General features: G+C 34.2%; 23 protein-coding genes and 2 pseudogenes. 7 read left to right on the forward strand and 18 right to left on the reverse strand.

The window, feature by feature from the left end:
- Positions 1–329: 329 nt before the first annotated feature.
- Entirely contained in the window at positions 330–896 is a 567-nt protein-coding gene (locus COE49_RS26545; protein ID WP_098252893.1) for a PRK06770 family protein, read from the reverse strand.
- Between the two features lie 505 nt (positions 897–1,401).
- Between COE49_RS26545 and COE49_RS26550 the strand changes: the two genes are divergently transcribed.
- The 3 genes from COE49_RS26550 to COE49_RS26560 are packed head-to-tail and all read left to right on the forward strand — an operon-like array spanning position 1,402 to position 2,742.
- A complete protein-coding gene (locus tag COE49_RS26550) occupies positions 1,402–1,743 on the forward strand; it encodes a PadR family transcriptional regulator (RefSeq protein WP_071710717.1) in 342 nt (113 codons plus the stop codon).
- Positions 1,736–2,218 (forward strand): hypothetical protein, encoded by a 483-nt coding sequence (locus tag COE49_RS26555; protein ID WP_088233136.1) that lies wholly within the window; start codon positions 1,736–1,738, stop codon positions 2,216–2,218. The genes COE49_RS26550 and COE49_RS26555 overlap by 8 nt, the downstream gene beginning before the upstream one ends.
- Positions 2,215–2,742 (forward strand): permease, encoded by a 528-nt coding sequence (locus COE49_RS26560; RefSeq protein WP_141556647.1) that lies wholly within the window; start codon positions 2,215–2,217, stop codon positions 2,740–2,742. Before COE49_RS26555 ends, COE49_RS26560 begins: the two co-directional genes overlap by 4 nt.
- A 41-nt stretch (positions 2,743–2,783) precedes the next feature.
- Here the strand turns inward: COE49_RS26560 and COE49_RS26565 are convergent, their stop codons facing one another.
- Positions 2,784–4,259, reverse strand: coding sequence for an MDR family MFS transporter (locus COE49_RS26565; RefSeq protein ID WP_098946158.1), 1,476 nt, complete (start codon positions 4,257–4,259; stop codon positions 2,784–2,786).
- Positions 4,260–4,401: 142 nt separating this feature from the next.
- Here COE49_RS26565 and COE49_RS26570 point away from each other — a divergent pair, with 142 nt between their 5' ends.
- The 3 genes from COE49_RS26570 to COE49_RS26580 all read left to right on the forward strand — a co-directional run bounded on the left by COE49_RS26570 (position 4,402) and on the right by COE49_RS26580 (position 7,680).
- On the forward strand, positions 4,402–4,983 hold the full coding sequence (locus COE49_RS26570; protein ID WP_088233133.1) for a TetR/AcrR family transcriptional regulator: 582 nt from the start codon (positions 4,402–4,404) through the stop codon (positions 4,981–4,983).
- A 177-nt stretch (positions 4,984–5,160) separates the two neighbouring features.
- Entirely contained in the window at positions 5,161–6,048 is an 888-nt protein-coding gene (locus tag COE49_RS26575) for a DMT family transporter (RefSeq protein WP_088233132.1), read from the forward strand.
- A 252-nt stretch (positions 6,049–6,300) separates the two neighbouring features.
- Positions 6,301–7,680, forward strand: coding sequence for an aldehyde dehydrogenase (locus COE49_RS26580; RefSeq protein WP_088233131.1), 1,380 nt, complete (start codon positions 6,301–6,303; stop codon positions 7,678–7,680).
- 229 nt (positions 7,681–7,909) lie between these two features.
- Here the strand turns inward: COE49_RS26580 and COE49_RS27445 are convergent, their stop codons facing one another.
- The 4 genes from COE49_RS27445 to COE49_RS26595 all read right to left on the reverse strand — a co-directional run bounded on the left by COE49_RS27445 (position 7,910) and on the right by COE49_RS26595 (position 10,643).
- Positions 7,910–8,302 (reverse strand): hypothetical protein, encoded by a 393-nt coding sequence (locus tag COE49_RS27445; protein ID WP_140417528.1) that lies wholly within the window; start codon positions 8,300–8,302, stop codon positions 7,910–7,912.
- Positions 8,265–8,390, reverse strand: a complete 126-nt coding sequence (locus COE49_RS28215; protein ID WP_255291278.1) for a hypothetical protein — start codon at positions 8,388–8,390, stop codon at positions 8,265–8,267. The genes COE49_RS27445 and COE49_RS28215 overlap by 38 nt, the downstream gene beginning before the upstream one ends.
- A gap of 103 nt (positions 8,391–8,493) precedes the next feature.
- Positions 8,494–9,783, reverse strand: a complete 1,290-nt coding sequence (gene dnaB / locus COE49_RS26590; protein ID WP_141556648.1) for a replicative DNA helicase — start codon at positions 9,781–9,783, stop codon at positions 8,494–8,496.
- A complete protein-coding gene (locus tag COE49_RS26595; RefSeq protein WP_098946160.1) occupies positions 9,780–10,643 on the reverse strand; it encodes a DnaD domain-containing protein in 864 nt (287 codons plus the stop codon). Before COE49_RS26595 ends, dnaB begins: the two co-directional genes overlap by 4 nt.
- Before the next feature lie 341 nt (positions 10,644–10,984).
- Here COE49_RS26595 and COE49_RS26600 point away from each other — a divergent pair, with 341 nt between their 5' ends.
- Complete coding sequence (locus tag COE49_RS26600; protein WP_098841539.1) at positions 10,985–11,953, forward strand: ParB/RepB/Spo0J family partition protein; 969 nt, start codon at positions 10,985–10,987, stop codon at positions 11,951–11,953.
- 270 nt (positions 11,954–12,223) lie between these two features.
- Here COE49_RS26600 and COE49_RS26605 read toward each other — a convergent pair whose 3' ends face one another.
- The 12 genes and pseudogenes from COE49_RS26605 to COE49_RS26655 form a co-directional block, all read right to left on the reverse strand.
- A complete protein-coding gene (locus tag COE49_RS26605) occupies positions 12,224–12,550 on the reverse strand; it encodes a nucleoside triphosphate pyrophosphohydrolase (RefSeq protein WP_098841538.1) in 327 nt (108 codons plus the stop codon).
- A 46-nt stretch (positions 12,551–12,596) separates the two neighbouring features.
- Positions 12,597–12,896 carry a magnetosome magnetite crystal formation protein family gene (locus tag COE49_RS26610; RefSeq protein WP_098841537.1) on the reverse strand — a complete coding sequence of 100 codons (300 nt, stop codon included), beginning with the start codon at positions 12,894–12,896 and terminating at the stop codon, positions 12,597–12,599.
- Positions 12,897–13,226: 330 nt separating this feature from the next.
- Positions 13,227–14,108 (reverse strand): protein NO VEIN domain-containing protein, encoded by an 882-nt coding sequence (locus COE49_RS26615; RefSeq protein ID WP_098841536.1) that lies wholly within the window; start codon positions 14,106–14,108, stop codon positions 13,227–13,229.
- The gene (locus COE49_RS26620; protein ID WP_098841535.1) at positions 14,089–16,017 is read right to left on the reverse strand and encodes a DEAD/DEAH box helicase; all 1,929 of its coding nucleotides are present in this window, start codon (positions 16,015–16,017) and stop codon (positions 14,089–14,091) included. Before COE49_RS26620 ends, COE49_RS26615 begins: the two co-directional genes overlap by 20 nt.
- A 5-nt stretch (positions 16,018–16,022) precedes the next feature.
- Positions 16,023–17,357, reverse strand: coding sequence for a hypothetical protein (locus COE49_RS26625; protein ID WP_098841534.1), 1,335 nt, complete (start codon positions 17,355–17,357; stop codon positions 16,023–16,025).
- Positions 17,347–18,963 (reverse strand): DNA cytosine methyltransferase, encoded by a 1,617-nt coding sequence (locus COE49_RS26630; protein WP_098841533.1) that lies wholly within the window; start codon positions 18,961–18,963, stop codon positions 17,347–17,349. Before COE49_RS26630 ends, COE49_RS26625 begins: the two co-directional genes overlap by 11 nt.
- Positions 18,964–19,707: 744 nt before the next feature.
- Positions 19,708–20,376 (reverse strand): hypothetical protein, encoded by a 669-nt coding sequence (locus tag COE49_RS26635; protein ID WP_098841532.1) that lies wholly within the window; start codon positions 20,374–20,376, stop codon positions 19,708–19,710.
- On the reverse strand, positions 20,376–21,350 hold the full coding sequence (locus COE49_RS26640; RefSeq protein ID WP_098841531.1) for a DUF6731 family protein: 975 nt from the start codon (positions 21,348–21,350) through the stop codon (positions 20,376–20,378). The genes COE49_RS26635 and COE49_RS26640 overlap by 1 nt, the downstream gene beginning before the upstream one ends.
- Before the next feature lie 158 nt (positions 21,351–21,508).
- A pseudogene (locus COE49_RS26645) lies at positions 21,509–21,948 on the reverse strand (oligopeptide/dipeptide ABC transporter ATP-binding protein); the annotation flags it as partial.
- 65 nt (positions 21,949–22,013) lie between these two features.
- Positions 22,014–22,190, reverse strand: coding sequence for a hypothetical protein (locus COE49_RS27765; protein ID WP_176550891.1), 177 nt, complete (start codon positions 22,188–22,190; stop codon positions 22,014–22,016).
- A 126-nt stretch (positions 22,191–22,316) separates the two neighbouring features.
- Positions 22,317–22,439: pseudogene (locus COE49_RS26650) on the reverse strand (ornithine cyclodeaminase family protein); the annotation flags it as partial.
- An 81-nt stretch (positions 22,440–22,520) separates the two neighbouring features.
- Positions 22,521–23,192: a hypothetical protein gene (locus COE49_RS26655; RefSeq protein ID WP_098841432.1), complete on the reverse strand. Its 672-nt coding sequence runs from the start codon at positions 23,190–23,192 to the stop codon at positions 22,521–22,523.
- Between the last annotated feature and the right edge of the window lie 381 nt (positions 23,193–23,573).

The following is a 23,573-nucleotide window of genomic DNA, read 5'->3' on the forward strand; positions in this document are numbered from 1 at the left end:
TTCTTGTCGCACCATAACGTCTCATTATCAGTAGTAACCAAATCTCAGAAAGTCCTTCATATCAATTGTTTCCTGGCTTTCCGTTCCCTTCTTTGTATGCAAGATTTCATACATTCCTGTCACAACAGTATTCGGGAGCTCAAACCGTTCTTGTAGTCTGCATGAGATCCTGCATATTCTTAGCGTATAAAATCTGCGTTTTGCCGTCAGTACCCCAGACACCATAAGGCGCCTTTCTCTTGCTTGAGAATCACATCTATTGTATTGAAGAAATTTAGAAAAGGTAAATACAAAAAGGTAAGCTTCTAACTATAATTGATAGATGTTTATTATTCTCCAACATGCTGAAGATCTCCGGATTTAATTAATGCGGCTGTTACTTCATCACCGAAAGTATTTAGAGAGAATGTTTGCTCGTCTAACGAATCCATTTTTGTAGCTTCCCCTATCTTGCCGTCTTGAAGTTCCCAGAAATAGTTATGTTCTTCTACGATTTTACTAAAATCCCTATTTACCCATCTTTCAGTGATTGCTAATAGTTTTTCTTTATTCTTAAAATCATTTTCATTTAAAATACTTCTTACTTTCTCTGCATTCTTTTTAGACATAGGAGTTGCGCCCCGTCCGTCACTCGCTTTTACCTTTTGATGAGTCATGCTATGCATAGCTGAAATAACTTCTTCTTCAGTAGAACTTTTAGTGATGTGAAGTTGTGCATTTGAACCTTTAATTTCTGCTTCATTCGATGGTGTTTCTTCTTTATTAGACTCTGCAAAAGCATGCTCCTCACCACCTATTGGTACTTCTGCAAACTGTAACATCCCATAAGTCATACCAGCTGCAAGTACTATCATCCCTATAATAGATCCTAGCCAATACGTTAGCTTCTTGTCCATACTCACTTCCCCCTATCTTCATTCAAATATCTTACATACAGAATATCATATGTAATTCTCCTTTTTATGGATATGTGATTTTTTATTTATCAAACATAAAGTGCTGCAATAAACATTACAGCAACTTTGGAAAAATCATGCGATGCCAAACGATTGAATAATGGAATTTTGTTTAGAAGTAATCACCGCATTAAGCCCGTGATGATTTAAAAATGAAAGAAAAGTTAGCAAGAATGGAAAAAACAACTCTGTTTGAAAGCTTAGGCTTAATAGAGATATCAACGGAGCAACTTCCAGTGGCTTCATAAAATATAAACCAAGGGAAGTTCTATTTGACTATACCAAAATACAGGATTTCACTCGAATATTGGAAAAAGCGTTATTGTGAGTTTCTCTCTCGAAAATCACAATTTTTAAAATTGACATAGCACTTCATGCACCATATACTGTTAACAACAGTATACTGTCATTAACAGTAATATAATCCATTCTAGGAGGTTTATTTATGAAACATACCGGAAGACATACAGGTGCATTTCTTTTGTTATTTTTAGCAGAAGGTGATAACTACGGCGGGCAATTATTGCAAAAATGCGAAGAAGAACTTCCCGTCAATCCAATCGATAGTGCCATTTTATATCGCACACTAAAGAAATTAGAAAACGAAGGTGCAATTGAATCTTACGTAAGTACAGATCATCAAGACAAACCGCGAAAGATGTACAAAATTACGTCTGCTGGAAAAGAACAATTAGCAGATTTTCAAATGGATATTGAAGAAAAAATGAAGAACTTATCCTTTTTCCTGGGCAAATATAAAGATTTAAAGGAATCCGATCATGATTAACGGCGTGATCCTTTACACGTTAGCCATTCTTCTTACGGGGATTTCTTTTATGAAAGATCGTACTAAAACGAAAGACGCCTTAATGAAATCATGGAAAATGTTTCGAAACCTTCTCCCTGCCATGCTTTCCATCATGCTTTTCGTTGGCTTATCGCTTTCAATCTTAACGCCATCTTTCATCTCTTCTATCATTGGAGAACAGTCGGGATTTCTCGGTATCATGTATTCAGCAATACTCGGCTCCGTTGCACTCATCCCAAGCTTTGTCGTGTTTCCTCTTGGGAATACGTTAGTCCAACACGGTGCAGGCCTTCCTCAAGTTGCGGCACTTATGTCTACACTCATGGCAGTAGGAATTACAACATTACCGATGGAACAAAAGATATTCGGGCGAAGCTTTGCATACGCACGTAATGCATCTGCCTTACTCATGTCTCTCCTATTTTCCTATATCATTTGGGTGGTGATGGTATGAATGAACTAAAAAGATATCGTTTCTTTTTCATTTTACTAATCGGACTTATCGTACTAACTTTTATAAACCAATCTTTAGGCTGGAGCGCATTACAATTAACAGGAAATAGTATTTTAGATATGCTGTTTCTCCTCCCTCCTGTCCTCGTATTTGTAGGATTACTTGATCAATGGGTGAGGAAAGAAACGCTCATGAAATATATGGGGGAAAAGTCCGGCATCTACGGAATCTTATTTTCTCTATTATTAGGCGGAATTGCAGCTGGGCCCCTTTACGTCGCCTTTCCAATCGCAGCACTACTACTAAAAAAAGGCGCGAGCATTCGGTACATCGTATTTTTCTTAGGCGTTTGGACAACTGCGAAATTGCCGATTATCGTATATGAGTTTTCTTCATTCGGAGCGACATTTACACTTATTCATATTGGCTTCGGTTTAGTATTCTTCTATGTTATGGGGCTTATTTTTGAGAGGTTTTATGATCAGGGGCAGTTGCTGCGGTATGATGTTACGGAGGAAATGTAAAAAGACATCTTTAATCATAAAGATGTCTTTTTATATAAACCTTAATTTTCGTTCTGTAAAACCCCTGCTACTTCTACTCCCTTTTTCTCTTCTTTCAAGAATAGCGATACGATAAAAGCAACCACAATAAAGATTAATCCAAGTGTAAATGCACCTTGGAATCCTGATGTTAAACCATTTAACTTCTCTACTGGATCCATCGGATTTGCGGAGCTTTCCATATACTGAGTTGTTCCTGAAGACATTTTCGAAATAAAGATAGCCGTACCAATTGCGCCAGCTACTTGCTGCAGTGTATTAAACAGTGCTGTTCCGTGCGGATATAAATCTGGTGTTAATTGATTTAAACCGTATGTTTGTGCTGTCATGACAAACATGAGTCCAACCATTAATACGCTGTGCATGACAATAATTTGTACCATTGATGTGTCAGGCGTAATGCCTTTAAATAAGAACATTGCAATACCTACTAACACAATGCCGGGAACGATAATAACTTTCGGACTAAATTTATCAAATAATTTGCCCGCGATTGGTCCCATTACGGCACTAATAATACTTCCCGGAAGCATGATTAATCCTGATTTAAAGGCTGTAACGAGTAACACTGTTTGCAGAAACATCGGTAATAAAGTCATCGTTGAAAATAACGACATCATCACAATGACGATTAATCCAACTGATAATGTAAACATCGGAACTTTAAATGCACGTAGTTCTAAAATTGGATTATCGATTTTTAATTGTCGCACGATAAAAATACATAGTGATACAAGCCCAACAATTAAAGCGCCGTACACTTTCGGATCAGACCACCCTAAGTCACCTGATGCACTAAAGCTATACACAATCCCGCCGAAACCTAATGTTGATAAAAGAATAGATGGATAATCTACTTTCGGCCTTGTTAACTCTGAAACATTTTGAATGTACTTCATTCCAATTACAATGGCAATGATTACAATTGGAACGACAAAGTAAAATAACCAGCGCCAATTCAATGAATCAACGATTACTCCAGATAATGTAGGACCAATTGCTGGGGCTGACATCATAACGAGTGCGATTAACCCCATCGTGGCACCACGTTTTTCAGGCGGACAAATAATTAAAATCGTATTCATTAATAACGGTGAAATTAATCCAGTCGCTACTGCTTGGACAATACGCCCGACTAATAAAACGGCAAATGTCGGTGCGAATCCAGCAATTAATGTACCAACTAAAAACGTTACCATCGCAATCAAAAACATTTGTCTCGTTGTGAGCCATTGCTGAAGTAGCGCTGTAATCGGTACTAAAACACCAACCACTAACATGTAGGCTGTAGAAAGCCATTGGATCGTTGACGCTGTTACGTCAAATTCTTTCATTAATACAGTTAACGCATTACCAAGTAACGTTTCGTTTAATAATGCAACCATTGCCCCTAAAAGTAATGCAATTAAAATCGGGGTATGTTTCATTTTAGAAGTATCAACTTTGCCATTTGCAGGGCTCTTAGTTGTTATATTCATGTATTGATTCTCCTCCTATTTTTTACTCCAAAAGCTTTATTTAAACTGGAACACATGTAATATAATATACATATGTAGATTAAAAAGGGAGAATCAATTTTCATCCTTTGTATATTTAATCTACAAAAAAGGAGAATTGTAGATGAACGATAATGAAAAACAACTTGATTTACGTATTAGACGTACACATAAATTACTATGGAATTCCTTATTTGAATTAATGACGCAGACGCAACCAAAACAAAAATATAGTGCCATCACCATTAACCAAATATGCGATCGCGCGATGGTACACCGAACAACCTTTTATAAACATTTTGAAGATAAAGATGCCTTATTAGCATTTGGATTTAAACGCTATGGCGAAATGGTTGCTGAAATACCGCTTCTAGATCGAATAAGTAAACCATTTCAAGTGATGGAACAATTCCTGCATCATGAAGAAATCTGTAAAATATTTGAGGCACAAATGTCCGATGAACAATTCAATAGCCGCATGTATTATTTAAGCCACGAAACAAGAAAGCAAGAAACAGAAGCGCTAAATCGCCTTTGTAAAAATCATACGATGCCAAATGATTTAATAACGGAATTTTATTCAGGAGTCGTCACCTCATTAAGTGCATGGTGGTTTCAAAACGAAAGAAAAATTCCTGCAGCAGAAATGGATAGACACTTCCACCAACTCATTAATCAAAATATTTTTCAGTTTGAAAAGGAATAACTTCAACATCAAAAAACGCCCATAGGAAAGAGGCTATTGTATGATCCGGTCCAATCGGTTTATACAATAGCCTCTTTCTTATAGAGAAAAAACCGTCGATAAATTTCTATTTAAAATATTCTGAATTAATATTAAGATATAAATGGACTATAAATTATACATAACGAGGGAATTGAAATGAGAACTCAATTAAAAGCAGACCTAATGCTACTACTAGTTACATTTTTTTGGGGTGCATCCATCCTACTTACAAAGCTTGGACTTGATGACATAGAAGAATATAATTTAATCGCATTACGATTTATTATTGCCTTTCTTTTATCAGGTTTACTATTTTACAAACACTTATTCAAAATTGATTTTAAAACTGTAAAATATGCATTCATACTCGCTTCTGTTTTATTTATCGTTTACATTTTCGCGACATTTGGTACAAAGTATACAAGCGTATCTAATGCAGGTTTTTTACTATGTCTCACAGTCATTTTCATTCCCATATTATCAGCTATCTTTTTAAAACACATTCCTGAAAAGAAAGTAATAGTAGGAATTATTTTAACGATAATCGGAATCGGATTATTAACATTAACTAGCGAATTCAAGATCGGTAACGGTGATATATTTTGCATACTGTCTGCCTTATTTTATGCGATTCACGTCATCATTACCGGAAACGTAACGAAACATGTAAACTCAATTGCACTAGGAGTAGTGCAGCTCGGTTTTGTCGGCCTATTTAGTCTTATTTTTTCATTCATTATAGAAACACCAAAACTTCCTAGCACAATCGACTCATGGCTCATCATATTAATCTTAAGCATATTTTGCACCGCAGTCGCATTCATTGTGCAAGTAATTGCCCAGCAATACACGACGCCTACACATACAGGACTTATCTTTTCATTAGAACCTGTCTTTTCCGCAGGCTTTGCTTTCGTCTTCACAGGAGAAACACTTACAGGAAAAGGATACTTAGGGGCAACGCTTATATTAGTAAGTGTGTTAATTGCTGAGGTGGATTTTAAGGGGGTGCTTCGGGTTAATTATAAGAAGAATGTTGAGTAGATAACTAATGAGAGGATTCATTTGCATGATTCTCTTACCCTAAGTGTAATTCTAACTGCAGCATATCGTACTATGCTTTTTATTCAGCGACAGGAACTTTATTTCCTGTTGCTGATGTTCGTTTAAAATAAAGCTCAATCAGAAATGTTTTACAACCCCTTATTTAAGAAGCCATTTTGAAAAAGTTTAATCAAAACTCTCATTGATGAACATGGTATGTAAATATTTGCTTGCTATTGGAGGGATTTCCTAATGGTTAATGATATACAACAACTTCTTCAAGAACATAGACAATTTTTCCATCATGATCATACTAGAAGTCTTCAATTTCGGATTAAACAATTAGAAAAGCTAAAATACTCCATTCGAAAATATGAAAGTCAAGTGCTGAGCGCATTATATCAAGATTTACACAAAAGCGAGTTTGAAGCATACGCTGCAGAAGTTGGTTTCGCATTTAACAGTATCAATTTTATAATAAAATACCTAAAACAGTGGATGAAACCTCAAAAAGTAAAAACACCTATTCATTTTGCACCATCCAAAAGCTACATAATAAAAGAGCCATATGGTACCGTGCTAATTATTGGACCTTTTAATTATCCATTCCAATCAATAATTGAACCTCTCATTGGAGCAATTGCGGCAGGAAATTGTGTAGTTCTCAAGCCTTCAGAAAATGCACCTAATGTTTCAGCTGTTATTAACAAAATGATAAGTGAAACATTTGATAAACAATACATCCGTGTAATTGAAGGAGGCCGGGAAATCACTTCTTTATTGATTCATGAACCATTTGACCATATCTTTTTTACTGGTAGCATTCAAGTTGGAAAGATTGTCATGGAAGCTGCAGCAAAAAACCTTGTACCAGTAACATTAGAACTTGGCGGAAAAGGACCAGCCATTGTCGATGAAACTGCCAACCTCGATATAGCAGCTAAGCGCATTATCTGGGGGAAATTCATAAATGCTGGCCAATCCTGTATTGCCCCTGATTATGTTATTGTACATAAGTCTGTCAAAGTAAAACTAATTTCGAAAATGAAAGAAATCATTACAAACTTTTATGGATCAGATGTATTAAAAAGCGATGATTACGGCCGAATTATTAATGAGAGACAATTCGATAGACTTATTTCTATATTAGAACAAGACAAAAATCATATAGTATTTGGTGGGAATTCATCTAGAAGCCATTTATATATTGAACCAACACTTCTTGCAGTAAAATCATGGGATAATGCAGCTATGCAAGAAGAAATTTTCGGACCGATTTTACCAATTATGGATTACAATGATTTAGATGAAGTCATTCATATGGTTAACACCCATCCCAAACCGTTAGCTTTGTATGTATTTACTGAAAATAAAAATGTTGAAAAGCAGATATTAGGACGAATTTCTTTTGGAGGAGGATGCGTCAACGATACAATGTCACATATGGCTAATCTCCACTTACCTTTTGGCGGGGTAGGAAATGCAGGATTCGGCGCCTATCATGGCAAACATGGTTTTGATGCTTTTTCACATCGTAAAAGCATTTTAAAGAGAAGCTCAAGGATAGATTTAGGGCTTGTATTTCCACCGTATAGGAACAAAATTAAAATTTTGCGAAAGATTTTTAAGTAATAGATTTGTTAAACATTAATGTTGATATAAAAAAAGAAAGAATAAAGGGAATCCAGTAGAATGGACTCCCTTTCCCTTGTAACAACCTCATCCATTGCACTTATTCCAAGCTTTGTCGTATTTCCTCTTGGTCATACATTAGTCCAACACGGTACAGGCCTGCAGCACTTATGTCCACATTAATGTCAGAACGCATAAAAAAAGGGCAATAACGGACATTGCTCCTCTGTTAATGGGATAAACGCTTCTCCCACTCTTTCACCTTTTCAATTGTTACATCTAATTTCTTAGCCACTTCTTCTATACTCATTCCCTTAAAGAGCATTCCAGCTGCCGAAAGTGCTTTATCAATCTCTTCTTGCTTCTCCTGTTCATATAAACGCCCCACTTTTGTCATCCGTAACCACTCCTTTACTTTTTTCGCGTATTCTTCATCAATAAATTTATCTGTAGCTACAAGAATTCCAGCAATAACTTGAATTTGTTCTTGCTCATCGGAGATACATTTTGCTACTTCTATTGGATTCATTACCTCACTTGTATAAATAACCACGATTCGAATATCCGGTAACTCTTTATTCTTATTATAATAACGATACATAATTTGATTCGCATAATCCATATGCTTCAAGCCCTTTATCCCTATAACATTCACTTAAAAACTTCATAAGAATATCTTTATTATGATAAGAAATATCATTCCCTGCCAATAGCTAATCCCCCTTAACTATTAGTTACCATTTTCTTTATTATATAACTTATGAAATTAGCGTTACAACTTTGGTTCACATGCAAATACTATTTTCAAAACAACTACTTCACCCTCTCCACAAACCGCCCAAACTCCTTCAAAAACCGTAGCTTAAAACTGCCCACAGGTCCATTCCGATGCTTCGCCACATGAATTTCCGTCATCTCTTTCTGCATCGTTTCCTTATCATAATAATCTTCGCGATACATAAGCATAATCACATCCGCATCTTGCTCAATTTGTCCCGTCTCTCTTAAATCAGATAAAAGGGGGCGCTTATCTTGACGTGACTCTACTGAACGAGACAATTGCGACAACGCCACTACACAAACATTTAAATCACGCGCTAACAACTTCAGCTTACGAGAAATCTCACTAATCTCTTGAAATCGATTGCCCTTATGCTTCGGATCGCCCATAATAAGCTGCAAATAATCTACAATGACTAAAAGCTTCTTATCACCGTGCTTTCGCTTTAACTTACGGGTTTGCATCCAAATATCTTGCACTGTAACCCCTGCATTGTCGTAAATCTCAAGCGGCAGTTCACCAATCTCCGCAAACGCCATACTCACCTTTTCCCAATCTTCCATCGCAAAACGATGCTTCGGATTTTTCAGCCTACCTCCTGACACTTCCCCTACACAAGACGCCATTCTTTTCAACAATTGCTTACTACTCATCTCTAACGAAAACAACCCAACCGCCGCTCCAGACTTCGCCGCATGCATGCCAACATTTAGCGCAAACGCAGTCTTCCCCATAGAAGGACGTGCACCAAGAACGACAAAATCACCTTCCTGCAATCCGCACGTCATTTTATTTAGCGATGTATAACCCGTCTCAATACCAGTAATCTCTTTCGTATCTTGATGAAGCTCTTCATACAAACCAACTAACGCATCCTTCAAATCAAACTCACATACACAGTCCTTTTCCTCTAACTCACAAAGTGCCGTAATCGTCTCACCAATAATTTTCTCATCCTTCTCCGCAATAAGACGCTCTCCCATCTTGTGCCCGAGAACACCCGCCTGATACATTTTCCAGGCACCTCGAACAAGCCCCTCATAATAAGAGAAGTTGGCAGTTGTAGGCACACCATCCATTAACCCTATGAAATACTCCATTCCCCCGATCCCCTTCAAAAAATTCGGATCTACCCTAGAAATGAACGTCACAAGATCAATCGGTTGCCCCTCTTCTTCCATTTTTCGCATTAACTGAAATATAGACTTATGCACTGGCATAGAAAAATACTGCTCCGTCAAACGGCACTCCTTAATAAGCTCTCCATCAAGTAATAGAGAACCTAACACCGTCTTTTCCGCCTCCACATTTTGAATACTCATGGACGCCACCCGCGCTCCGCTAAAAAGCGCTGCAACTCTTCCTCTGACGGCACATTCTTCTCCCACTCCTCACACGTCGCCAAAAATTTCTCCGTCTCCCTCGTACTAACAGACGACCCCTTCTTCCGAAAATTCGCAGCATCCGCCTCAACCTCAGACACTTTCGTAAATCCTTTCCCGTGCCATCCCCGCAAAATCCCCTTCACATAAGCCATCTTCCGATTTTTATTCTCATACGAAATTTGAAGAGCCTTCAGCACCAGCTCCTCTGATAACTCCACCATCCACGCATTCAATTCCTCTACCGCAAACGGAGACAAACTACCAAAATGTTGCTCATAAAACGTGAACACCTTACTTCCCATTTCTTCCTGGGCAACCTCTTCTTCCTCTTCTGTCTCCTCACAAACTGGATCAACATCATCCATAGCCAAATCACCAGGCATACCGAAATGTGCTAAAAGCATCGGAACATTCAGCTCCTCCTCCGCACACTTCTGAAGAAACATATGTACAAACTCCTTATTCTTCACACCCTTAAGCTCACGAAGCACACACTTCTCCACATTCGTATTCGTCACAGGATTATAACGAAGCCAATTTAAAACGAATAACTCCCTCGTCTCCGCATCATAAAGAATCTTCCCATAATCAACAAAACGCTGCAAAAGCTTATCAACAGTCTCCCTGTTATAACCAGTCTCCATCTCAGCTAACCGCTTCGGAAAAGGAAAAATCCCGCACTGCGTCGTCTTCGAACAAGTCAACAAATACACATAAAAATACCGCTCCTCCGGCGTCAAATCCAAAACAAAATCATCCTGCCAAAAATTCACCTGCACATTACGGTATACCGCCATCCTAATTCCTCCCGTCTCCGTTCAAAATAAAAACCTCTTCATAATATATATGGGAGGTTGGTCGGGTTTTTGGCGTGTTATTTCAAAATTTTTTTTGACTACTACTACGGTGTTTGTAGTTGTGTTTGTTTTTGTTATGTTTTTTCTTAGTGATTTATTACTTGGTAGGGGCTTGTAAGGGGCTTAGGAGGGGTAGAATAATTCTATTTTGGAGATTAGTAGCTTAAACTCATTCGCTCTCTTTTTACTACCTGCAACAATAAATTTATAAGTTAAGTAATCGTACAAATTACCAATTGAATATCCATTAATAAAATCTTAAAGCAAGTAGGTGGTTTCTTTTGAAATTCAAAAACATTCCTTTAGAACATATTAAACTAGAAGATGAATTCCGAAAGAATTTAGAGGATTTTAATCTTGCTACAAGCATTAAACAAAATGGATTAATAGAACCACTTATTGTAGAAGAAAAAAATTCGAATTGTTTTATATTAGTCGAAGGTTATCGTCGTTTTTGGGCTTTAAAACATTTAAATATTCCAGTCGTAACATGCAAAGTAGAAAAACTCACCTCAAAAGACTCTAGGGTTCTAAAACGTCTCCGTGTTGAATTAAAATCCAAGAAAAAAACAGGTTATGAGGTAGAACGAATGATTAGTTTTTTACTTGATGATGGTTATACAGAAGAAGATATTGCTAAGCAATGTAACATACAAAAAAAGACCGTAAAAAAATACATTAATGGAAAAGATGTTAATACCCAGTGGAAAATTAGAGCTGAACAATCTGGAGCTGGAATACATGGACTAACCGAGATTCACCATTTAACAAATATACATCCCGAAAATAAAGAATACGTAGCTGATATTTATATTAAACGTAAAATAAATGCTAACAATGTAGAAAGTATAAAAAAACTTACCAAGTTAGATGAATTTAATAAATACTCAAAGGATTTACAAAGAAATTGTATTAACGATATGATCGACGATGAAAGTTTAAATAACGAAAGACTTAAAGATATTGTTTTTACAAGATTATTAAAACAACAATACACCCCCTCAGTCCATCAGTATGTATTTGATAAAGTTCTCCGTCTATTCGATAAATTAATAGATAGTTGCTGTCATAACTTTGTTAATCACCTTACTCCCGTACAAAAGAAAGATCTACAAAGAAAAATAAAAATCATTTCTAATAAAATTGGATTACCTCCTCCTTCATCCACCCCTCCCCCAAAAAAATTTTCCACTTCTATTAAAAAGCATCAAGAACATACAATATTAATTAAGATCGATAAAAAATCCTAATCGCTACTGTAATCTATTCTATCTATCTGAAGAGTATTAACAGGTTATTTGAACTTTACGAATCAAAAGAACAGCAACGCTTATTTAAGCGTTGCTGTTCTTCTCTTAAAATATGTATAAAGACGATATTCGCATATCAAAAATGGAAAGGTCCTTCGTAATATATAGGAAGGAGGAACAAATTTTCAGCCTATTATTTCAAATCTTTTTGACGAAAACTACAGTAGTTATTTTTGTCTTTTTTCTTAGTGATTTATTACTTGATAGAGGCTAGTTATCATTTACTTCAATTAGAAAGACTCGATCTGAAAAACCGCCTCGTTCTTCTGCTTTCTTTTCACGGATGTTGTTGATTTCTTCTAGTGTTGTGCCTTCGTGTTCGGCTAGGGCGTTTATTAGTTCTAGGAGGTCAGATAGTTCTTCTAGTTTGTGGTCTTTTGCTGTTGTTTCTAGATATTCAGTTAGTTCTTCTTGTGTTTTCTTACAGAGTTCCTCTATGTATTCATCTTCATTTAGGATTCTTGTTGTTGGTGTTTTTCCGTTAGCTTTTATTATTTGTGGGATTTTGTTTCGGATTAGTTTGTTGTATGTTGGCATGTGGGTTTCCTCCGTTTGGTTTTTCTTCTATTTCTTTTTTCATCATCTATTCGCCTTCCAATGCATACTTATCTTCTTTAAATAACGGAATCCGTATCAAATAACGATACAGTTCGTCGCGTATTACTTTCCACGCAACAATGATCACTTGAACTACCTCAAAAGCAAACACAATCCAAAACAAAACATCACTAATACGTGAACTAATATTAAATAGAAGAAAGATTAATAAATGAAAGTTGAACGCCTTTCGGCAATGATATTTGTACACCTCATTTTTACGTGCCAGTGTGATGTACATGAGTAGTGGTGAAAAGATTCCCATTGTGGCTGAGAATAGTAGCATGATGATGGTGCTTCTTTTTTGGTGGTTTTCATGGTTGGTTTTTCCCCCTTTTTTGATTCTTCTTCTTTAGGTTAGGGGGTGACGTTCGGGGAGGTGCAAGGGAGAATATATGTATTTTTTGAATCTATCATTCACAGTTATAAATCTTATATCTACTTTAGAAGAACACAACTTACTTTTATAAAGAATTATCTTTATTTTAACCTTTCTCTTCAATATAGAATCCATCCCTCTCACACAATGAGATAATACTATTAAAATAATAAAAGAACCTTAGTAAATTCACTAAGATTCCTTTTAAACATCAACTTATTGAAAAAACGTTATGTTTTAAATAAGTTGATTAATATTATAACTAATATTTTCAATTTCATACGCTATTTCCGAATTACTAAATATAATTTTATAAGGATCTTGAATAATGACCGGAGGAGAATCAAATTTCGATTCAACAAGATACAAAAAATAATTCTCTCCTAATTTCTTAGATTGTGCTATTTCATTTCTGCTTATAAAAAACCTATTTACATAATCTGAATAACATTTAACCTCAATGAATTTATCATACTCATCACTTTTATCATCTATAAAAGACATTATGTCATATCCAATATTATTATCATCAAGCGCGACATGCCTAATTTCACGTGAAAAATTAAATCTTCTACGTTCTATTTTTAAAACATACTTTTCAGCTTGCTCTCCTAGCTCATTTTGCTTTTCTAATTGCTTGAAGAATTGCTCCTTGCTAATTTTCCGCGAGAATTTTTGCAAGTAATCTGAATAACTACCATCAATCCGATAAAATTTCTTTATTTGAGACTTCCTTATAGTTTCTGAGAGTAATAATAAATTTCGAAGTGCATAGAACTCTTGATTAATTTTAATATAAAAATCAAAATCAATCCTATGTAATTCACACATCTTATTTTTAATTAATAAATTTAAAATATCTTTTATTATAAAGCTATGACTATACTCAGTATCTATAACTTTATACTTCTTAATATCATTTTCTTCAATAATGAGAAGATATCCTAGCACCTCAAATAACCTTAAGGTATCCTCCAAATTCATATTTATCACTATGTCATTTGAAAAATATGTATGCAATTCTTGAAAAGATCTATATTCTGACTTTAAAACATTTAGCACCATTATACACTTATGCACATCAGCATATGCCCGACAGTTAACGATTTTTGCTAACATAGTTTTCAATCAACGCCTTAATATCACTTTTATCAATTTCTTCATCCAATACTTGGAATAAGGGGATATCAGAGTTTTCAGTTACACGAATCATTAAATTTTCTTTTTCAATCAGCCTGTCATCTATCACTTCATCAATCGAATTTTCGGTTATTAGATAGTAATAATTTGTTATAGTGTTCATACCTAATCCATAACGATGTATCCTATCTTTAGATTGAACGTATCTTGCCCCATCAAAGTTTCGTTCTAAATAAATTGCATTGTGGCAAGCTTTATGTAAAGAAATAGATTCTGCTACAGCAAAAGGATTTGCAATGATGACTTTGAACTCAGATTCATCATTATGGAACTCCCTAATTATTTTCTCTCTAGTTTCCACAGCTTCATCTAAACCTTCTGATTCTACCCTAGTTTTCCCATATAAAATTTTACACTCTATTCCATTTTCTAGAAGATAATCCGAAAACCTTTCAACAGTATCTATATAAATAGCCCAAACAATTACCTTCTCATCTCTTCTAATTAAGTCCTGAATTAATTTTAAAGCAGCATCAAATTTAGGAGGAATTGAATTTGTTTGCTCATAGTTAATCAAGGTATTAATTAATTCTTCATCAAATGTTTTTGGAGAATAATCTACACCTGAAATTCCTTCTTGAATAGGCTTTAATAATAAGTATGGGTTACTTGCTGCTTGCATTAGCCTAATTATTTTAGCTTTTTTAAACTCATCTACTAGACCTACGTCATTATCAGCTAAATCCTTAATAGTCTTTTGTTCTAGGGTCTCATAGATTAACTTTTGAGTACTATCCATAGGCACCACAATAGGTGGATTTTCCACTTTATCAGGCAAACCTAAATCTTTCTTTTTGATTCTCACAAAATATGGTGATATATCATCAATTAACAGTTGTATTCTAGGGTCTCGAGGATTCTCCGTCATATCATCCAATTGATTTAAACTATAATTTATTAATTCTTTATTAGGCCAAATAAATTTAAATAAATTATATAAGTCCCTATATCCGTTAGGAGCAGGAGTTCCAGTTAAAATTACCCTACCTTTAGCTAACGGAGCCAACTCTAGTATAGTTTCAGCTATACTACCTCCATCTGTATTTTTTATTTTATGCGCCTCATCAAGTACAATCATTACATCATTATTTTTTAAAAAGAATTCTAAATTTTTCTTTTGATTAATAATACCTTGATATGAAATTAAAGTTAATTCAGCAGTATCTCTACTAAAAAAATATCTTTTTCTTAATTCACTTGAAAGGTTCCCACCTGAAAGTCTTTTCACTTCAGGTGCTCTTCCAAAACAATCTTTAAATTCATTTTCCCATGGGCCAAAGGAACTTAGTGGTCCTATCACAAGTACTTTATTTACAAATTGTTTATGTGTTATATCTAGTGAATTTAAATAACTATATGCTCCATAGACTATGCTTGTTTTACCAGCTCCCGGAACTGAAAAATTACAAGCATTCTGAGAAAAAGCTAAGTGATATGCGGCCAACAACTGCAATGGATATAAAGTACGTTTCAAACTCCCATCTAACGATTCACAGAATTTTTGAAATTCACCTTCATTTACATTTCTATTCCAAATATCTTTTGCTTTATTTGAAAACTCTTTAAAGTCCATTTCTTCCTTATACAGATTAACTAATGTATGATCTGCTTCTGTATCTAAAAATAAACTAATTTGTTTTTTAGATAAATAATCATTCAATTCAGAAATAACGTTCTCATTATTTTTCGGGATTTCAAGACCTTTTTCAGTCTCAATTGCATCAAAAGCTCTTTTTAAATGGAATATGATACGTTTATTAAGCTTTTTAGTATCTTCACCCGATAATAAATAACTTTCTTTAAGAGAATTAATTTTTAAATTTTCCATGTTATTTACACCGTCTGATTTAGCTGTTTCTTAACCGTTTTAGAAAGGGTATAAGCTAAATTATTTATTTCTTTAATTGTTGCTAGTACATCTTCACTATATAAACTTTCCTGATGTTCATCAATTTCTAACAATGCATTTTTAGCTCGTTCTAACAATGTTAATGGTTTGTCAGCTTCTTGAATATTATCTAACTTACTTTTACTGTATTTTAAATTTTCTTTTATAGGATTAATAACTTTCTTTGTCCATTCTTCATCACGTTCAGTTAAGCTATCAATTATTTCTTCGTCATTATTCGCTCTTGATAAAAACGCGTCAATAGGATCTTCTTCAATTGTTTCAACATTCTCAAAATGTTTATCTCTAAATTCTTGCCAAAGTTTTTGGGAAGCAAAGAAACTTTGAGGAACCGTTGACTTCCCATTTTTAGCTATATTTCTAAATTCTTTCCCTTCATATTGTGCACGGATGTAATCAAAACTAATTTGCAGCATTTCAGAAATATCATCATCTTGAGGATTCCAGTTCGTTTTTGCGTTTCCACTTCGATTTCTATATGCTTTTTCATAATTATTTAAATCTACAAACTGTCCCTCTCGTTTATCCAACATTGCATACATATTATTATAGCCATAGTAATCTAGATACTGATCCATTAACTCTAATATATCCAAATACTTCTGGATATTCTTAGAACTTCCTTCGCCCATCATATCTGCTATATCTTCAATTGAATATCCCACTTCTTTTAACTGTTGGCATTTCAAATATTTCTCAGTAGCGTTATAATCCAGCTTTTCCTCACGTCCCATTTGATACATAGTTTCAAGCTGAAGAATTTCCTTTTGACCAACATTATCATCAAGAATAATAGCATTAAAGTAACTGCAAGGTCTTACATCATAAACTTTACTATATTCCTCTTTATTATTATTTATCTTATTTAAAAGAGAGGCTCTACGATTTCCATCAATTATATAACCATTTTTAGTTACAATTCCATATTCCTGCTGACCGATTTTCAAAAGACTTTTTAAAGTTTTCTTGTTTCTATCATGCTTTGAATCCCACAAAAATTGTTCGATAATAGAAATGTCATTCTGATTTTCAGGATTTAACTTATGAGAAGTTACTTCAAATGTTTTTACTTTCGTACCTATTCTTCCGTTATAAGGGTTATAAACCAAACATTCCAAAGGTATTTGGTAAACATCAAATTTTCTTTCTTGCCCCTTATAAAATAGCTTAACACCGGTCATAATTGGTTCACTTTTTTTAATTTCATTTAACTTCTCTATTCTTAAATCTTCACTTAATGCCTTTGTTTTAGTTACCATCTTCAATCCCCTTTAAAATATTTTCTAACAGATAGTATGATGTAACAATTTTCATAGAAATTTCTTTACCTATTTCCTTGATAAACACAAATCTATCGAATTGATTATTTGATTCTACAAAGCCCTTAATAGCTTGTAATAATTCATCCGGTCCAACACCATCTCTATCATCGACAGTTTTACAATATTGGATTTGGATATTGTCGAAAGAATGAGCTTCTCTAATATATTCTTTTATAAATTTAGTGATTTTTAATATTTCCTCTGGCTCATATAAACATAAATTCACGAAAATATTTTCATATACTTTGGCATTTTTTCCCTGAGAATAATGAATTTTTGTTTTCCAATGAACAGTCCCATCAGAAAATTGGTTTTCTAAACCAACTCTGTAAGATTTCTCTATAATATATGGTACATGATAACTATACTTCGATTCAAATTTTTTTGGTTTTTCTTTCTTTAAATCAAAAACAGTCCCATTTAAATTCGTAAATAGGATATCCTTATTAAAGCTTTTTCGGACTGAAAATCTATCGTTAGACATTTGATAATTTAAATTCCCACGAATAACCTTTGCTATTTCGTAAGAAAATTTTGGAGTTACTGCATTACCAATCATTCTATATTTTACAGAATCACTATCCCCGTAAAATCGAAAATCGATAGGGAACGACATTAATGTCGCTACTTCTCGAATAGTTGGGAACCTGTATCTTTCTTCAGAACCTTCTAAATTAAATATCATGGATTCTCTAGAAGATCCCGACAAGGTGGCCATAATTGTTCTCGCAGGTTTATCTTTATTCTCAGGAAATGCCATTTTTCCCATATAGCCCTTATCACGTTTTTGGCGCTTGGCTTTTATCCATTCAAAATAAGGCACTTCTTTAACATAATGATGATCTGTTAGTTCTTTACTAAGCATTTCAATTCCATAAATAGGATCTTTAACTATTTCAGAAGAATTAGTGTAGCTTAGAGGAATTGGCTTACCTAAAGCTTTTTGAACTTCTCCTAAAGTAATTATATCCTTCTCTCCATTTAATTCTTGTAAATCTGGATACAAACCACATATAGAACGCTTTCGATTTGTTGGAACACCAAAGTATTTCATATTAAATATTCTTTTTTGAGGAACCTTTAATATGAAATCTCCTAATTCAGGCCAGCTTAATTCCTTAGCTGTATACTCATCTTCTACAAATCCTAAAGAGTTTTCTACATTTTCCATAACCCAATATTTTAATTTGCTATTAGGCTTGCTCATCTTTCTTGCAACAATCCGCAGAAAAGCCTCAATTAGCTTGATTCCCTCAGTCTTATCCGCTTTTCCTGATTTATTCGAGTTTGAAAAAGCTATACATGGCGGTGAACCAATTATAACTTCTGTATCTGGTATCCACTTTTCAAATTCCTCATCCTCTAACATAGATATTTCATAAATATCCCCTTTAAAAGCAATCTGCTTACCATTCCCATGGTTTTGATTATGTGTCAGAATTGCAGGTGCCCAAATGTCATACGCTCTAACTATTTCAAATCCAGCCCTCTCAAATCCTTCTGAAAATCCTCCAGCACCGCAAAATAAATCAATAACTTTCAATTGTACTTCTCCTTCTTATTACGAATATTTATTCATCTATTTATCACTAAACCTTTAGTTCACTTAAGTTCTCTTCACTAAATTACCAATCACAGTATGCAAATGAAATGCATTCTATAACCTCATCGCAATTGTACTTTATATATTTTTCTACCTATGATTTTTCACATAAAAAAAGAATCGTCCCTTTTGATATAATTAAGCCTTCACAACCAACTCAATCGAAAAGAACAATTCTTTTATGCTTATAGATTATACCAAAGACTAACTCATTTTGCCAAATTTCTTGCGGGGTAAAACGTATTACAAAAAATATAATGCCCTATCTTAACCGATTCTTTTCTGTAAAAAATTATTGGCTAAACAGAATCATTTTACCGATAGACATTTTTAAAATATCTTATTAAAAAAATAAAGCAAATAATGAATAAAAAATTTAAATATTTTTATTTATATCAAAGGAAAGCACATCACTTACTTTCACCTAAAAATTATGTATATGCCTTTATCAAAGAAACTCGCATACAAGCTTCAAATCATTTTTGTATAGTATATTATACACTGAAACATATCGTTCTTCGGAAATTTCCAATCCATTTTTAATAGTAGGAAGAAACACTGCCTTTTCATACATATGAATTCTATCCTCACCAAGTTGCCCACACCATTTGTGGTACATGAAAGAGAATAGAGTTCCGTTATAATCCTATTTAGTAATAATTGATACTTTTTATACGGTTGACATCATTTTTGGGGAGGGTTTTTGCGCCTTGCAATTTCATTCATATCAATAGCCTTTACACGAGCCCTCACTTCATCCTGATCGTCAAGATATTTCTCCATCTTTTTAAAAACAACCTTTTGTTTCTCTTTTTCCTGCTTCTCCTCATTAATTAAAGTATGTAAACTCTGAAGGTCTTTATTAAAAACGATAAATAACGCTACGCCAACTTTTAATGCCGATAGAAACATATAGCAAAACAATACCACTAAGAACAAATATAGGACGTGCTTTGGATAACCTGTTAAACTTTCTGATAATGATGCGTAACTAATAGAAAATAACAAATATAAAAATGCACATAAAAATGCATTTCTAAGAAAAACAACTAATTTAAAGAATTTTTTCTTGGGTAGCATCGTTAATGTTGACTCTGCCTTAAGTGTACCAAGGATAGAAAAAACCGTAAAATAGATACCAATAAATACAGCAGCAATTGTTCCTAAAGTTCCTTCTCGCGGCACCAATATATTCTCTACTAAAAACCCTGTTACTTTATCACCACTTCCGATTCCAAAGCGATTTAACCAATAAAAAATATTAGAAATACTAAAAATAAGTACAACAACTAAATTGTTAAAGTATTTTTCATAAAAAAGGTACAATTTATCCCTTGTTTGAACGCTAAGCATTATGCTCCAGCCTCTGTTTCAATTACCGGAAGGACATGAGGGATGACAGTAGGGAGCTCTGCATATTCTAAAGCATTTTCGAAACGCAGATACGCATTAGCACCCGGTCTATTCTCAAGATTGTATTGAATATCCATTTGATCCAAGATATATTCATAACCGGTTGCGTTATCCCCTTGTAGGATAATACTCTTTAGAATGTTTTGGTTCTTCAAATCCACTTTCTCTTTCCTACCAGTCATAGGTGAATCGTACTCTACTTTAATTGCGGCAAAAATTTCATCATCAAAATTCAGGTCTGTTAATCGCCTAACAAGGCTCTGCGCTTCCATAATATTAATCCTTTTTCTCCCGTTACCAAACCGAACAGTTGCTACATTTGCACCAAATTCCATATGACTTTGTCTCGTTTTATCAATAAAACTTCCAAAAAAGCTTTCAGTTTCATAATCTGTTTCAACTGAACAATCAATAGAAAATTCAATACTATAGATTTTATCTGAATTTCGAATATCAGTTAAACCAAAAGATGTTTCAACTGGTTCAAGTATTACATCCCAATAATTTTGCGGTTCTTTCGGTAAAAATGAAGAAAGATAATTTACTATTTCATTCGGGCGACTTCCAACGTGATTGTACTCTATAGCAACTTGGCGAAATCGTCCAATAAAAAAGCAATTTGTAAATTCAATTACATCATCATTAATTGGGTTTGCAATATTTGTTCCAATTCGACCAGTGTACGGTTTATAAGCATCTCTATATTTCGCAATCGAAATGCATCTGTTAAATCGGTTCAAAGGGTGTTCAAAATCAATAATACCTAAGTACAGAAAAGATAATTTTTTCTGATTCCAAAACTTCTCGATATCCTCTAACGGATATATAGCATCAATAAGTTCTTCTGCAGGTACAGTTGTTTTCACGCCATTTCTTGTAAGAAATATATTATAATACAATATTGTTCTTGACAAAAAAAAACCTCCATCGAGTATATTTTCTATTTACTTCCTATATAAAAATATTAAATCGTCCCATTCCCACTGTCAACACCACAAAAATACCAACCAATCCCACACCAGCCCCACGCCCCTACAAACAAAAAAGCACCAGCCCCCCAATGCTTTCTCCTCTAAAACAATTGACAAGCTACCTCATGCCCTTCGCAATCTCAAACATTTCCTGTACTTCCTGCGCGCATTTTTCAGTGGCGAATTTGCAACGCGTTCTAAATTTGCAGCCGGATGGTGAGTTGAGTGGGCTTGGATCTTCGCCTTGCAGGGTGATTCGTTCTTTGCCCGCGTTTGTTGTGTCTGGTTCTGGCATGGATGAGAATAGTGCTTGTGTGTATAGATGTGCCGGTTTTGTGTATAGGTCTTCACTGTCGGAAATTTCTACTATGTTTCCTAGGTACATGACTCCGATTCGGTCTGATATGTGCCTCACCATAGATAGGTCATGTGCGATAAATAAGTATGTGACTCCTGTTTCTTCTTGAATGTCTTGTAACATGTTTGCGACTTGTGCTTGGACTAAGACATCGAATGCTGAAAGTGGTTCGTCACATAGGATGCAGTATTAATAAGGCTTCGAAGCATCTAAACCCTCGCTCCTAAATTTCCACTGATACCATCCTATCAATAAATTTTCGGAGTATCCGACACTACCCTATTTACAACCTTAATTAATTCTTCCACAGCATCTTTTTTAGTATACATTTCATCTTCTCCTAAAGAATGTGCAATAAAAGCTAATTGACTAGCTAGTTCTGTGTTCCAAGCAACCAATAGTAATCTTTCTTCTCTTGATAACATATAAACATATCCTTTCTATAATAAAGAAAATATATTTGCTTATATAATTATCACCAAAATCCCACAAATAAATCATGAATGGTTCTCCAATTTCGACACAAAAAAAGACCACCAAAAGGCAGTCCCTCACAACTCAACCCTATTCCCAATCCCTTGCTCCACCGCTTTCTCATACAAATACTTCGCAACGATAATATATACTACTACCAAACCAACTGATTTGAAAATAGTAATCTCTTCATCGTTTTCGATTCAGTATTATTTATCCCTATATCCACTCTTGATCTTTTTACTCTAAGGTATAGCCTGGTATGGATTTTCAAATTCTCTTTAAAAGCCTATACGTATTTTCCCTCCATCTTCTATATGCTTCCGTAAATAATAATACTTATGGAGTTCTATAATCATATAAAACAAAACAAACGAAATCACTGTGCATGCACACATAAATACAATTGCCCCCATCTGTTGTGTTGCAATGCTAAGAATTATATTAGCAATTAACTGCCCCGATCCAGCTGCAATAGCTGCTACTTTTACACCACCAGTTCCTTTCGATGATTTTGATTTTTTTCTTGGTTCCTGAAGTTTTTCAATATGATTTTTATAAAAATGATACAAAGCAAAACCATACAAACCAAATGAAAGAATAAAATAGATGGGAGTTTGTAATTGTAACACTTCATAAGCATATTTTTGAGTTATAACCAATAATCCGACTGAACATACGGCGCCATATACTCCTCGAAATAGAGTGTATTGTAACTGTCGTTTCCGAGGATTAATAGCAATCCATATCGCCCACAAATTTAAAAAAATAACTGGGGGAGTTACTATATATACATAGAGTAATCGAAAAGGATTCGCAAACGCAGGCAAAAGCACAAACACGTCTGCCCCCAAAAGGACAAGGACAATTACTTGGACTCTTATTTCATTTACAGGATAAAGTGCCATATAATGTGCAAAAGCTTTTTTATTAAAATCTATACTTTTTTTCATATTAATTAAACCACCCCGCTACTGTTGACCAAGTTTTTTCATTTCCCCTTTAATACATAATGAGTAAAATATAAATTGGTTGATTTTACCGAATGCATTATAAGATTTTATTATGAATTTTCAAAATTCTAATCTTCTATTGAATATTAGCATATAATCAATTCTAATCATGAAACATTCTACTTTTTCTCGCTTTGATTATTTCTGAAATACTGAAAATAAACTCTAAATCAAATATTTTTCAGCGTTCGAGATATTATTCCCGAATTTAATAATAGGTGCATTTAATCCAAATCTTTCATTCCATTAATTAATCTTAATACCCAATCATCCTTTAAATATATTAAGAACGGAATATACAATCTAATCATGAGTAAAAAA

The organism is Bacillus sp. AFS029637 (assembly GCF_002584985.1).
Classification (GTDB): Bacteria; Bacillota; Bacilli; order Bacillales; family Bacillaceae_G; genus Bacillus_A.